The sequence below is a fragment of the Bacteroides galacturonicus genome, assembly GCF_003096855.1.
GTDB classification, from domain to species: Bacteria; Bacillota; Clostridia; order Lachnospirales; family Lachnospiraceae; genus Lachnospira; species Lachnospira rogosae.
Genome location: NZ_QEOA01000005.1, coordinates 13,624 through 27,537 on the forward strand (window position 1 = coordinate 13,624; position 13,914 = coordinate 27,537).

General features: G+C 32.5%; 13 protein-coding genes and 1 pseudogene. 3 read left to right on the forward strand and 11 right to left on the reverse strand.

The window, feature by feature from the left end; translation table 11 throughout:
- Positions 1 to 83: 83 nt before the first annotated feature.
- From C7390_RS06930 to C7390_RS06940, 3 genes are all read left to right on the forward strand, one after another.
- Positions 84 to 347: a hypothetical protein gene (locus tag C7390_RS06930; protein ID WP_022503100.1), complete on the forward strand. Its 264-nt coding sequence runs from the start codon at positions 84 to 86 to the stop codon at positions 345 to 347.
- 516 nt (positions 348 to 863) lie between these two features.
- Positions 864 to 1,238 (forward strand): hypothetical protein, encoded by a 375-nt coding sequence (locus tag C7390_RS06935; protein WP_116443850.1) that lies wholly within the window; start codon positions 864 to 866, stop codon positions 1,236 to 1,238.
- A 72-nt stretch (positions 1,239 to 1,310) separates the two neighbouring features.
- Complete coding sequence (locus C7390_RS06940; RefSeq protein ID WP_022503102.1) at positions 1,311 to 1,511, forward strand: hypothetical protein; 201 nt, start codon at positions 1,311 to 1,313, stop codon at positions 1,509 to 1,511.
- Positions 1,512 to 1,723: 212 nt separating this feature from the next.
- On the opposite strand, the gene C7390_RS06945 is transcribed toward C7390_RS06940, so the two are convergent.
- The 11 genes and pseudogenes from C7390_RS06945 to C7390_RS06995 form a co-directional block, all read right to left on the reverse strand.
- Positions 1,724 to 2,221 carry an ATP-binding protein gene (locus tag C7390_RS06945; RefSeq protein ID WP_055307014.1) on the reverse strand — a complete coding sequence of 166 codons (498 nt, stop codon included), beginning with the start codon at positions 2,219 to 2,221 and terminating at the stop codon, positions 1,724 to 1,726.
- Positions 2,218 to 2,892, reverse strand: coding sequence for a hypothetical protein (locus C7390_RS06950; RefSeq protein WP_055307015.1), 675 nt, complete (start codon positions 2,890 to 2,892; stop codon positions 2,218 to 2,220). The genes C7390_RS06945 and C7390_RS06950 overlap by 4 nt, the downstream gene beginning before the upstream one ends.
- Positions 2,889 to 3,617: a LytR/AlgR family response regulator transcription factor gene (locus tag C7390_RS06955; protein ID WP_055307016.1), complete on the reverse strand. Its 729-nt coding sequence runs from the start codon at positions 3,615 to 3,617 to the stop codon at positions 2,889 to 2,891. Before C7390_RS06955 ends, C7390_RS06950 begins: the two co-directional genes overlap by 4 nt.
- A gap of 6 nt (positions 3,618 to 3,623) precedes the next feature.
- Positions 3,624 to 4,187, reverse strand: coding sequence for an accessory gene regulator ArgB-like protein (locus C7390_RS06960; RefSeq protein ID WP_055307017.1), 564 nt, complete (start codon positions 4,185 to 4,187; stop codon positions 3,624 to 3,626).
- 10 nt (positions 4,188 to 4,197) lie between these two features.
- On the reverse strand, positions 4,198 to 5,142 hold the full coding sequence (locus tag C7390_RS06965; RefSeq protein WP_055307018.1) for an ABC transporter ATP-binding protein: 945 nt from the start codon (positions 5,140 to 5,142) through the stop codon (positions 4,198 to 4,200).
- Positions 5,123 to 7,276, reverse strand: a complete 2,154-nt coding sequence (locus C7390_RS06970; protein ID WP_055307019.1) for a hypothetical protein — start codon at positions 7,274 to 7,276, stop codon at positions 5,123 to 5,125. The genes C7390_RS06965 and C7390_RS06970 overlap by 20 nt, the downstream gene beginning before the upstream one ends.
- Before the next feature lie 57 nt (positions 7,277 to 7,333).
- A complete protein-coding gene (locus C7390_RS06975) occupies positions 7,334 to 8,716 on the reverse strand; it encodes a TolB-like translocation protein (protein ID WP_147581260.1) in 1,383 nt (460 codons plus the stop codon).
- Positions 8,717 to 9,028: 312 nt separating this feature from the next.
- A complete protein-coding gene (gene tnpB, locus C7390_RS06980) occupies positions 9,029 to 10,132 on the reverse strand; it encodes an IS200/IS605 family element RNA-guided endonuclease TnpB (protein ID WP_055307021.1) in 1,104 nt (367 codons plus the stop codon).
- Positions 10,133 to 10,149: 17 nt separating this feature from the next.
- Positions 10,150 to 10,371, reverse strand: coding sequence for a transposase (locus C7390_RS06985; RefSeq protein WP_242858657.1), 222 nt, complete (start codon positions 10,369 to 10,371; stop codon positions 10,150 to 10,152).
- A gap of 264 nt (positions 10,372 to 10,635) precedes the next feature.
- Entirely contained in the window at positions 10,636 to 13,056 is a 2,421-nt protein-coding gene (leuS, locus tag C7390_RS06990; protein ID WP_055175979.1) for a leucine--tRNA ligase, read from the reverse strand.
- A 227-nt stretch (positions 13,057 to 13,283) separates the two neighbouring features.
- Positions 13,284 to 13,841 (reverse strand): annotated as a pseudogene (locus C7390_RS06995) (LCP family protein); the annotation flags it as partial.
- Positions 13,842 to 13,914: the final 73 nt, after the last annotated feature.

Below are 13,914 nucleotides of genomic sequence, written 5' to 3' on the forward strand. Positions count from 1 at the left end.
GCAATATTCACAAAAAAATAAGTAACACAAACAAGCCCTGCCACATATTATTGTATTGTAAATGTTTTATCGGAGGATTATTTATGAGTGATTTAGCAGCAACTAACTGTGGCGGATGTAATGGATGTGGAGATTGCGGATGTGGCAACAACATCATCTGGCTCATAATTCTTTTACTTCTATTTGACGGAAATGGCTGCGGCTGCAACAATGGCTGTGGCTGCGGCAACAATAACTGCATCTGGCTCATCTGCCTTTTATGCTTATGTGGCTGCGATGGCGGTAATGCATTAGGTTTCGGCGGCTGTAACAATGGCTGTGGCTGCAACAACGGCTGTGGCTGCTAATAGCGGCTGACTCCCAGCAATGATTATATCTGCTAATAACTGCTATAAAATATAACATTTTATATACAGTTGCAGAATAAAAGCAATTATCAACATCAGTTGCTGATATTATCTTTTATGTCTATTTAATGAGGCTGTATTCCGTCATTTTAAATTCTACGGATACAGCCTCATATCCTGGTATTTTAATGAATATACTAAAACAAGTCTATTAGACACACATTATATATTGCGTTTGTCGCAGGAATCGAGGATTGAATGGCGAAACAATTACCTGTTACTGAATTTGATATTCTTACCCTACCCGACTACCTTCAATTATTTAAAGCCCTCATTCCTTTTATGGAATACGGTATGCAAAAAAAGCTCTCTATGCTTATAAGGGCAAATGAATTAAAACACACATTAAGCTTCTACAACTCTCCCTATAGCTGTAACACATTTAAAACATGTAGTAATAGCTCAGGAATAAATGCTAACACTTCCTTGAATGATATATTAAATAATGAAGCTATTATGAAAACCATTATGGCTTACTGCCCAGACAACATTGAACAGTTAATAAACACTTACCGGAACTTTTCCAAAATGTCTGATATGTTAGGCATGATGGATATGTTTAATAATGCCTCAGGGGATAACAGCTTTAATAATGTTAATTCAAGCGGTTTTAACAATGCCAGTTCTAATGAATTTAACAATAATAATTCTAATGATAATTCTGAATTTAGTAATTTTAATAATAACACTGGCTCTGGTGGATTTAACAATATAAACATTAATAATATACTTAATTCTTCGCAGAAGGATATGTACAATGAATATATTAAACAGCTTGATAAGCTGGACTTTAATGATAGCAATAATTATGGAAGTTCCAATAATAATTAACTGTTATAAATGACTTTTGTCTTACATATTTATATTTGTAATTATTATTCTCAATCAGAAATGGAGATTTATATGTCAGAAAATGATTTTCGCAAACAACTGCTTTTAAATGAATTCAAAACTCTTTCCAAAGGTAAGAATAAAGAAGAAATCGTTCCGCTTATATTTGCATTAAGCCAGAAGGCTAAGCAGGCAGGAATACAGTTTACAAGACAGGATTGCGAGCTTATATATAAGCAGATTGTGCCTGGTGGTAATCCGCCGGAAGGGTGAAGTGGGATACTTTGAAATGTAGATTTTCTATTACTTTCTTATAAAAATGTCATACGAACGACAATAAGCCAAGGGTGGCGGCACAGGGGCAGTGCCTTGGTTTATTGTCTGGTATGTTCGGTATTCAATGTTTAGTCTGTTTAATTACTAAATTATGTAAGATTTATCCAGATATATACAATCTCAAAATAATACCGTCAATAATATTTTTATTATTCTAAATATATAATAATATCAACTTCAAATTGCCCATTTTCATATGATTTAATCATTGAGCCATCATATTTATCAACGATTCTTTTTATACTATCCAGACCATAGCCATGATTATCCTTATCATCCTTTTTACTTATGATATGTCCATCAATCTTGTTTATACTGCCATCATATAAATTGGACATAGAAATATGTATCATTCCCGCAGTATATTTAATATCCATACTTACTTTTGAATTATCCAATGCATTTTCCAATGCATTATCAAGCAGATTACCAAGTATAATATTTACATCATATATGTTTATTTCAAGATTTTCTGGTATTGCAACTGACACAGCCAGTTCAAGGGACTTATTCATATATTTTTCAGCATAAAAATTTAGAATTCCATCGAAGGCTTCATTACCTGTATTATATATATTTTGTGCATTTATAATATCATCACTTATCTGATGCAAATAATCTTTTGCCTGCTGAATTTTATCCTTCATAAGCAAATCTGACGTTCGTATATATTCATCTGCTGTTTTAATTCAAGATTTTCTCTTTCATATAGAAAACGGTCAAGCATAGACATATAAAAAATATATAACATCAAATTAAAGCTCAATATAATAATACTGATTGTAAGCACCGCAATTCTTGAAACCACCATATCCTTATATACAACATACAATACTGCAATACTTAATAATGCCGAATATAACAATAAATACCATTGTCCTGACAAATCAATCCTGCCTTTTCCCTTAAAAGCATTTTTAATTCCTATTACAACTATATAAAAAAACAATACAGAAATAAATGAACTGACAATATCATAATTATTAGAATCCGGTGCTTCATATAATAAAAAAGAAGCTAACAAATCTATTACAAACATAATTGCATAAAGCATTATACTTAATAATAATTTTTTCTGGAACTTTCCTCTAAAACTACCAGATAAAAATATTATTCCTGCAACTGTAACTATTAAATTAACCAAAACATTATGAAACACCAGATAACTTAATAATGTAATAATATATGTAATAACACAACTTATAATATTTCGTCTTAAAGAATGTACATTTAAAAATATTTTAAAATATTCCAAAATAATATATATTCTCACAAATTCAGTAACTCCAGATACAACAACATCCTCTAATTGCATCATCCATTACCTCCACGTTTGTTATATTCTATCATTTTTATATTAAAAGCATCTTTGTATTTTCTTCCAATATTGATACAATCCCCATTATCCATTATACAAGAATCCTTTTTAAACATTCTTATATGCCTTACATTAATTATGAACGACTGTGCAACCATAACATAATTAAACGGAAGCTTGTCTATAAGTTCTACTAACTTTCCAACAAATATTCTCTCTGTTCCATCACTACATATTATTTTTATATGCTTTCTGTCGCTTTCAAAATACACAATATCTCCATAATGAATTTTATTTTTTATTCTATTGTATTCATACACAAAATAATTATTGTCTTGTTCATCCAATTCCAATAACTTTGAAACATTCTTAATAACCTTTTCTTTATCAATAGGTTTAATTATAAAATCATATGGATGAATTTTAAACAATTCCATTGCATAATTAGTTTTTGATGAAACATATATTATGTGCATAGCATAATTATTTATATCATTGCGTATATATTCTCCTACATAAATTCCATTATAATTCGGCAACTCTATATCAAGAAATAATAAATCCACTTTTACTTTTAAAGGAACATCTCTCATAAAATCTTCTGCACAATTCCATACATTTACCTGAACATTCAGACCTGATACCTTAAAATAATCAATTAAAATATTTTCTAATTCTGAACACGTTGAATTCTCATCATCACATATGCCTATCTGATAAATCATTCTTTTTTATCCCCTAATCCTATTTTCAATAAACCCAGCCAATACTAAAATTGCAACAATCATCATTGAAATTGCAATTATTCCACTCCAATATTCATTAGCTTTAATTAATAATAGCACAAATATTACTACTTCACTACTCAAAAAAATTCTCACTTTATTACGAAGATATTTTCTCTCTGATTTTGTTAATTCATTATTAGCATTATCAACATGTGCTAAAAAATATATTATAAGTACTGAAACAATACAAATTGCTATTTGAACACCATTATATATTTTATAGCTTTTAATGACCATTAATCCTGCTGAGTATATTACACACGATAAAACTGCACACGACCTCTGGCTATTCGTATGATAACCTCCAGCATATTGTCTCAACACAATAATTGAAATTAGAAATACGATACCTTCTTTTAACATTCCTAGAACGGCTGATATTATAATAGCTGTTATAAATGCCATAATTGTTGATATCATCATATCTATTCCAAATTTTACTATTGCTTTTTCATCTTTATCAATGTGAGTATTATTTTCAATAAATTTATTGATATTTATATTCACTCACCTCACCCTACTCAAAATAGTATAAATATACATCTTCTAAATCAATATCACTGTCTGTAATAACTGCTTCCTCTGGTAATTCATCACCCACTATTCTGAGAGCAAGCCCCTCTTTTCTTTGCCTTATATTGCCTATCTTATATTTATTTTGAAGCATTTCAACTTCATCAATACAGCATTTTATCTCTCCAACCTTTCCTGACATTGCTTCTATAAGTTCAATTGGTGTGCCCTGCGCAATTATCTCCCCCTTTTTTAGCAACAATACACAATCTGCAATACATTCTATATCACTTACGACATGTGTTGCAAATAGTATAATTTTATCCTTACTTAACTCTGCTATGTAATTTCTAATATTTATCCTTTCCTTCGGGTCAAGTCCTGCTGTTGGTTCATCAAGTATAAGTATCTTTGGATCACCCAGAAGTGCCTGTGCAAGAAGTACCCTTTGTTTCATACCACCAGAAAAGCCGCCTATTTTCTTATCTGCCACATTGGTTAAATTAACTATTTCAATAAGTTCATCTATCTGCTGCTTAACTGTTTTAATTACAGCATTTCCATTTTCATCAATCGTGTTTATTTTCTTTATTCCTTTAATCTCTGCCATATACTTAAGAAATGCTCTTGGGGAAAAATCTTCATAAAACCCCTGTTGCTGTGGCATATATCCTACAATTGCTCTAAAACTTTTACCTAATTTAAGAATATCTGTTCCTTGTACACTTTCTCCTTGTTTTTCAAAGCCGTCGCACTCATTATATAAAATACTTCCACCATTTTTCTTATCTCTTGACACATTATCCGTAATCAGATTTATCATCGTAGACTTACCTGCTCCGTTAGCCCCTAATATTCCATATATGCCTGGCTTAAAGGTATAACTAATCCCTTTAAGTGCCTGTACTGTTCCATATGTTTTTCTTAAATTATTTAGAATTAATTCCATATTCCCCTCCTAATACATAAACAATAACCATTATAGCAATTATCATCAATGTTAATACTCCACCAAACATTACAACAGCGTATGAAGCTTTCCAATAATAAAAAAATGAAATAAGCTTAATAACTGATAAATACGAAAATAATTTTACACCTATTAAATCCAATATTGATGGAATAAGAACAATCAGGCTGACTAAAAAACTCACCTGATAACTAAACAATCCTGTTGTTACATAACTAAAAACCGCTACTGAATTAATTAATACAATTTTATATAAAATATCCAGCACAACCACTCCCAATATCGAAACATTAAATGGATAATCTGAAAATGCCTGTATACTATGTATTCCTACACTTAAGTCATTTATCTCATATATATTAAATAATTTATTATAATAGCAGATATATACCAGACACGCGATACCAGAAAGTATTACACAATTAATTACAGCCTTTTTTATAAGCCACCTTTTTCTTTCCTTACAGGCTCTTATATTCATAATCATATTATTCTTTTTTTCAAATGAAATCAGACCCGCATTAAGATATAATCCTAAAACAGTCAATAATAATGCTATTATTTCCTGATTAAAGAACTGTCTTTTAAAAAATGGACTTTCATACTTATACTGGCTTACCGTTGATACATTAAAACCATTTTCCTTTTTATCAATTATGTACTGCAAATAATTTATTTTTTCTTGTGTTAATTCCTCGTTAAACTTTTTATTAAAATCCGAACTATCTGTATCAGTATTTTCTATTTTTAACTGTTCTTTACAATTCTTAAGCTCGTCTGTTGAATCCATTTTATGTTCTTCACAAAATGAATACATCGCACTATTCTTTATGTCATATTTAAGTCTTGTTCCATAATTAATATTTAAAAGTATTATTGCTATGAAAACCATAACAATTATAGTTTTCTGATATAATATAACTTTCTTCAATTCAAAATAAAAAACCGGCAGCTTTGATTCTATATACCTTATACGACACATCAGCTTCTCCACTACCTTCTCTATAATACCTGTAGAATCACAAGGATGTTTTTTAATATATGTATATATTAATAAAATGCAGCCTGCAAATATAATAATACCGCTTATTATATATTGTGATTCCTTTGAATCCATAATAAATGAATTATATCCCCAGTTATCATTCTTAAACCATATATTATTCCCCTCAAATATATTATATAAATTAAAATATCTAAGAAATCTATAAATACTTTTAACATCAATTAATCTATATAATAACATTTCAATGAGGTTAATTATAATAACAGCAACTATTCCAACATTCTTATTTTTAAACAGGTTTAATATTCCCCACATCATAACAGCCCAAGCAAAAAAAGCAAATGTATTCTGAATACACACAATCAACAAATACAACATTCTATTTGCGCCATATGAACATAACTGTAACTCCAAAGATGATGCCGCGCTATTAAATACATTTTCTATACCACCATATCTAAACAATGCTATACTTGATATAACACCATAATTAACAATTACAAATGTAAATATAAACAGCAGCAATATAAATATTCTCTTTATCAATAACTTCAATCTTCCATTTCTGGAAGCATAAATTATCATCCCACCATTTTCTTTTTCATTAAAAAAGCTGAATATAACAACTAAACAACCGATACCTGTAAACCAATAAATATATTTATAGTCTTTAATCTTCATAAGCCATAAATCATTATCTAATTTCACTTCATATCCCAATGCTTTTGTCAAATCATTTTTTGACTTTATTAATTCCAGATATGACCTGCTGTTTTTTTGAGAAAATAATGAACTTTTTTGAACATCTTTTATTTTATCTATACTGTTTTGTGTTCTCTCCTTATAATTCTTCACATAATCAAGACGTTCTAAAAATATTTTTCTTGCCTCTTTAAAATCTTCATCACTGACTTGTGGATTTTCTTGTAAATAATTTTTAGACATCTCTGTAATGCTTATATTGTCATTATAGCTATTAACCAGATCCCTATAAATAATCTCCTGTTCACTAATTTTGTTCCCCATAATGAATAATACCGCATTTAATATAATCATTAATCCAAAAATACATAATCGTTTCTTATTAAATACTCTTAATAACTCCATATATACCCCCTCTTATTTAAACTTAAGGCGGATACATAAATAGCACCCGCCTTGAAACTAATTACCATAACTGCTAATCACTTGAATATTTCCATTCAAATCATCATTAAGTGCCATACATAAAACTGCATATGTAGCAATGTCTCCATTTCCGTGTATAGGTTTTACGTTTTTATCAACAAATCCTTCGACATCCTGTTCTCTAATTCTAAGAAGAATATTATATTGGTCTACTCCATATATAACTAAGCTTGTAGGATTTTGCTTATTACCACAATCAAATACATACTGACCACTTATTTTCCCTTCCATATTCATTCTGACTAATCTGATAGATCCTTCAAATGATTCCATACAATAAATATAGCCATCATATGCAACAAGTGAGTAAATTGATTTACACGATGATTCACTATATATGCTTGTAATTCCACTCTCATTTATACGATAAATTTCAGTTCCACCATTTCCAACAATATACAAGGAATCTCCATATGCACAGCATATACCACTTTGTACAGACCTTGCTTCTCCTGTCGCTTCACCAAGCAAATCAACATTTTCATTAGATGTATTATCTACCAATGTTAAAAATTCGTGAGTTTCCAGATTATATTCATACACTTTATATTTAAGAATTTTCTGTTTTGACACCCATCTGCTTATATATCCAGCAACATAAAATATTCCATTTTCACTAACACATACTTTTCCGCCCGAACCTGCACCAAAAAGATCATAATCCATCGCAAATTGAAATGAACCTAAAGTTTCTGAAGCAGACTTCCCATCAATTGAAATTCTTTTACAATAAACTGTCGTATGATAATCATTATCTGCTAATTCATTCGCATTTACAGGCTTTACCGAGAAATAGTATAAATACCCATCATATATTGCCATTGTTCCTTCCACATTCACACTTGGCATACCAAGTACTTCCCCATCCTCAGTAATCTTGCATATTTTTTTACGATTAAAAAAAGCCTGATCATACTGAACAAGATAATCTCCACTTTCATCACGTTCAATAATGTATATATATCCATCAATATACCATAATTGATTGCCTAGCCCCTTAACAGTTACTCCTGCAAGATCTAATGGATCATAATTATGTTCATCCATCAAATATGCATTACAGTTTTCATCTTTATGTTCACAATTAGCGTTACTGCAAACCACTGTTGCAATATTATTATTAATATCATAAAACCATAAAATTCCATTCATTAAATAATAATATCCGTTTTCACTATATGCACTCCTTGACTTTTCAGATACCTGCGACTTATCAGCATTAAATTCATAGCTTGTCTTAACTTCGGCATCATCTTCTTGTCCGCTATTTCTAGTAGTACACCCTGTTAATAATAATGAACATATAAGCATAATAGCAATTGTCTTATAATATCTCTGCATATGTATAAATTTCTCCATATTCATCTATTCCTCCTTTAACTAACATTCATAGCTTTAGTTTACTATGCTAGACCTTTGGCGTCAATATAATTATAAAAAAATATATCAGAAATATATATCTACATTTTCTTCTTTGATTAATTTAACACTATTATCAGCATTTGGTTCATATGGGGTATAACTTACATACAAAAAGGTACAATTAACATTTTAATACGACATAAGTGAACTACCCATTGTCTTAAGCCAATAGGCTTCCTGCTTCATCGACCTCGTAACCTACTATCTCCACAGGCGTTAATTTGGGCAGTCCCTGCCCTATATATTTCTTTATGCTATTTGTCTCAATCCTTCTGTCAGTATATTTTTTGCGGCATTGATATCCCTGTCATGTTCTGCTCCGCATTTCGGACATATCCATGTCCTCACTGACAAATCTTTTGTATCTGGATTCTGATACCCGCAAACAGAACATAATTGACTACTAGCATAAAATGTATCTATTTTGATGTATTTCCTGCCATTCCATTTTGCCTTATACTCTAACTGTCTTGTCAGCTCATACCATGATACATCACTTATAGCTTTTGCCAGATGATGATTTTTTACCATGTTTTTTATCTGTAAATTCTCTGAAACTATCACTTGGTTTTCGCTGATAATCTCATGTGAAACTTTATGTAGATAATCTTTTCTTATGTTCCTTATTTTCTCATGGCATAATGCTATCTTTTTCTTTGTTTTATAATAGTTCTTACTTCTCTTCCCTTTATGTGACAGTTGCCTTTGCAGCTTTACAAGCTGTTTCTCGTATTTTTTTATAATTTTTAGATTCTCATATACCTTCCCATCGGAAGTAATACATAAATCTTTAATTCCTAAATCGATTCCTATGTTATGATTTGTATGTGTCAGTTCCTTATGCTCCGTTTCTACAAGTATGGACACATAGTATTTTCCACTGGAAACCTGCGAAACGGTCGCTGACTTAATCTGCCCACTATATTCCCTGTGTAACCTTGCTTTTACCGCTTTTAATTTTGGCAATTTTATCTTCCCTGTCTCAAAATCTACCGCAATATTTCCATTTGTGAAGTTTGTTGTGTATGATTTATGGTTATCGTGTTTGCTCTTGAATTTCGGATATCCTGCATGTTCCTTAAAGAATTTTTGATATGCAGCGTCCATGTTATAGATTGCGTTGGTCAGAGCAAATTTATCTATTTCTTTTAACCATTCATAGTCTTTCTTTAATTCTCTGTTACAGTAATTATTACAATCCGTTTTACTAACTGACTTTTTCTCTTTCTCGTATATTTCTTTCCGATATGCCAATGTCTGATTGTAAACAAAACGGCAACAGCCAAATGTTTTTGCAATCTGAATTCTTTGTTCGCTATTAGGATATATCCTGTATTTATATGCTTTTAACACCTACTGTCGCCACCTTTCTACCCTTGATTCTCTATATATTTTCGTGGCATCTCTTCTGAAACATTTCCTACACTGCAGACAAAATATCCGTCCGTCCAAAAAGTATGTTCTTTATCTGTCTCCATATATCTGATAATGACTTTATGCTTTTGACATATCTCATAAGAAAACTGCTTTATATCATCTGATATTTGTTTTGACATCAGCAATTTCTTTCTATACTTGCATACGAAAATAATATGATACTATAACAAATATTTGTGTCTGTTTTTTGATTTCCACGTTCCCATAACGCAAGTATAGCACAACCCTCCGCTTCCGGCTACCTTAACCCACCGTCTAAAGCCAGTGGGATTGCGGTAGCCCTATTTCAACATTAAAAAAGCATATGGAAAATGATAAGTATCCTCCTTACTGGTCTGTCCAGTAAAAAGAGTACATATCAAAATTTCCCATATGCTTCAAATATAATTCAGTAATAAATCAACTATATTTAATATAATTTATTTTGCAACAATATTTACAATCTTGCCAGGTACATAGATTTCCTTAATTATATTACCTGTAATCTTGCCTTCTACTGCTTTCTTAGCCTTTTCAAGAACTGACTCCTTAGCCTCATCTACAGCTATAGAAATAGTTCCCTTAACCTTACCATTTACCTGAACACCAATCTCTACAGTGTCTTCCTTGCAGGCTTCCTCATCGTATGTTGGCCAGCTTTCATAAGCTATTGTATCGTTATGGCCAAAGCGGCTCCACATTTCCTCACCTGCGTGTGGGCAGATACAAGAGAACATCTTTATAAAGCCTTCTGCGTATTCTCTTGAACACTTGCCAAGCTTAGTTGCAGCATTCATAAATATCATCATCTGGCTGATAGCTGTGTTAAAGCCAAGCTTTTCAAAGTCATCTGTAACCTTCTTAACTGTCTGGTTATATACCTTTTCAAGTTCCTTAACTTCCTCATCGACAACATTGCCTTCAGTTGTAAAGAAGTTCCATACCTTACCGATAAATCTTCTTGCACCTTCAACACCCTGCTGGCTCCAAGGCTTAGAAGCTTCAAGAGGACCCATGAACATTTCGTAAAGTCTTAAAGTATCAGCACCATATTCTCTTACGATATCACTTGGGTTGATAACGAACTCTGGAAATCTCTTACCCATCTTGATACCGTTAGAACCAAGAATCATACCCTGATGAACTAACTTCTGGAATGGCTCTGCAACTGGTGATATACCCTTGTCGTAAAGGTATCTGTTCCATATTCTTGAGTACATAAGATGTCCAACTGCGTGCTCTGGTCCACCTATATAAAGGTCAACTGGAAGCCAGTGCTTAAGAAGTTCCGGATCACAGAGTTCCTTATCATTATCTGGGTCGATATATCTCATATAATACCAGCTTGAACCTGCTGAACCAGGCATTGTTGAAGTTTCTCTCTTACCCTTAAGTCCATTATGTTCATACTGCTTCCATTCTGCTGCATTTTCAAGTGGAGCCTGTCCATTTTTGCCCTTGTAATCTTCAAGTTCTGGTAAGATAAGTGGAAGCTCATCATCATCAAGAACGTGAATCTGTCCGTCTTCAAGATATACGATAGGCACTGGTTCACCCCAGTATCTCTGTCTTGCAAATATCCACTCTCTGAAATGGTAGTTAGCCTTTCTTCTTGCTACGCCCATTTTTTCAAGTTTCTGAGTAATAGCTTCCTTAGCTTCTTCTACTGTAAGGCCTGTGAATTCCTCTGAGTTGATAAGCTTGCAGCCCTTGCCAAGGTAATCATACTTTTCAAATGCCTTTTCTGATACATCAGCGCCATCAATAACCTGTATTCTAGGAATATTGTGTGCCTCTGAGTACTCAAAATCTCTCTGGTCGTGGCTTGGAACTGCCATAACAGCACCAGTACCATAGTTGGCAAGAACGAAATCACCTATGTATATAGGAACTTTCTTGCCATTTACCGGGTTAATTGCATATATTCCTTCAAGAACGCAGCCTGACTTAGTCTTGTTAAGCTCTGTTCTATCCATATCATTCTTCTTAATAGTCTCTGCTATATAAGCTTCTACCTCTTCCTTGTTCTGAATTCTTGGCATAAGCTCCTTAACGATATCTCCATCTGGTGCAAGTACCATAAATGTAATACCATATATAGTTTCAATACAAGTAGTAAAGATAGAGAAATCTCCACCACCGTCAATCTTAAAGTCAACCTCTACACCTTCTGACTTGCCTATCCAGTGTCTCTGCATTTCCTTAGTAGACTCTGGCCAGTCGATATGTTCAAGTCCCTCAAGTAATTTATCTGCAAATGCTACCTGATCGATAACCCACTGCTTCATATTCTTTCTTACAACAGGATATCCGCCACGTTCTGACTTACCATCAATAACTTCATCATTAGAAAGAACTGTACCAAGCTCCTCACACCAGTTAACTGGCATATCTATATATTTAGCATAGCCATCCAAATATAACTGCTTAAATATCCACTGTGTCCATTTGTAGAACTTAGGATCACTTGTTGCTAAAGTCTTGCTCCAGTCATAATCAAAACCCAATTCCTTTAACTGCTTAGTAAATGTTTCTATATTCTTTTCTGTAAATCCATTAGGATTGTTACCTGTCTTTACAGCATACTGTTCTGCTGGAAGTCCAAATGAATCATATCCCATTGGATGAAGTACATTATATCCCTGCATTCTCTTCATACGTGAAGTGATATCTGTAGCTGTATATCCCTCTGGATGACCTGCGTGAAGACCTACTCCTGATGGATAAGGAAACATATCAAGTGCATAGTACTTTGGCTTTGAAAAGTCCCATACATCTGTTTTAAATGTTCCGTGTTCTTCCCAATACTTCTGCCACTTTGGCTCGATAGACTTGGGATTATAAGTTGTTGTATTAGCCATCTTAAAACCTCATTCCTGCACCGGTTATACCAATCCGGTGCTTTCAATCACATATTTACTCACTTTCAAATATTATCACAATGAAAGTATTTGTCAATAACCGGCCACTTTTTTACGGAAATCCTTTGACATTGACATTATATCTTTGTATTTCTGTCATTTTTCTCATTGCTATTTTACATTAATCATTTTGCTTTAATCTTTTTGCTTTAATCTTTTTACTTTGGTTATTTTACCTTAGTATAGAAATTTTCCAGTACTATTTTTTTAAGTGCCGTACTATCCGTATGGTATTCCTCAAACTCTTCTCCCATCTTAACCTCACCGGGGATTGTTGTCACATCTTCCATAGAAAAATGGGTTCTTCCTGCAAGCTGTGCAATATACATAAGCTCTGAAGCTGATATATCAGTATATATGCAGTCATTTTCTTTAAGCTTATTAAGAATAGATAATGCTATCATCGGGTTACGCTTAAGCTTTGATTTGGCTGTGCTTACAAGACTGCTTATATATTGCTCCTGCCTTTCCACCCTGTCCATTGCACTCTTAAATATACTGCAATCTCTTTCTCTTATAAATGTAACTGCCTGCTCTCCATTAAGCTTTAATGTGTTACCCTTGTAGAACTCCGGTTCGAGAACTTCTCCACTCTCATCTGTAAAATCGTTCTCTATGGTAACCTCAACGCCTCCCACAGCATCATTAATCACACCTATAGCTTCACAGTTAAATACACACACGCGGTCTATAGGGATATTATACATCAGCCTTGATACTGCCTCCGCGTTACAAGAAGATTGCTGTCTATGCCAAGCACAAGTATATTTACAATATCAGCATTATATATACACTGTC

Bases quoted from the DNA above. Each gene is read 5' to 3' on its own strand.
- C7390_RS06930 (WP_022503100.1), top strand. From the start codon at position 84: ATGAGTGATTTAGCAGCAACTAACTGTGGCGGATGTAATGGATGTGGA.
- C7390_RS06935 (WP_116443850.1), top strand. From the start codon at position 864: ATGAAAACCATTATGGCTTACTGCCCAGACAACATTGAACAGTTAATA.
- C7390_RS06940 (WP_022503102.1), top strand. From the start codon at position 1,311: ATGTCAGAAAATGATTTTCGCAAACAACTGCTTTTAAATGAATTCAAA.
- C7390_RS06945 (WP_055307014.1), bottom strand. From the start codon at position 2,221: ATGAAGGATAAAATTCAGCAGGCAAAAGATTATTTGCATCAGATAAGT.
- C7390_RS06950 (WP_055307015.1), bottom strand. From the start codon at position 2,892: ATGATGCAATTAGAGGATGTTGTTGTATCTGGAGTTACTGAATTTGTG.
- C7390_RS06955 (WP_055307016.1), bottom strand. From the start codon at position 3,617: ATGATTTATCAGATAGGCATATGTGATGATGAGAATTCAACGTGTTCA.
- C7390_RS06965 (WP_055307018.1), bottom strand. From the start codon at position 5,142: ATGGAATTAATTCTAAATAATTTAAGAAAAACATATGGAACAGTACAG.
- C7390_RS06970 (WP_055307019.1), bottom strand. From the start codon at position 7,276: ATGGAGTTATTAAGAGTATTTAATAAGAAACGATTATGTATTTTTGGA.
- C7390_RS06975 (WP_147581260.1), bottom strand. From the start codon at position 8,716: ATGGAGAAATTTATACATATGCAGAGATATTATAAGACAATTGCTATT.
- leuS (WP_055175979.1), bottom strand. From the start codon at position 13,056: ATGGCTAATACAACAACTTATAATCCCAAGTCTATCGAGCCAAAGTGG.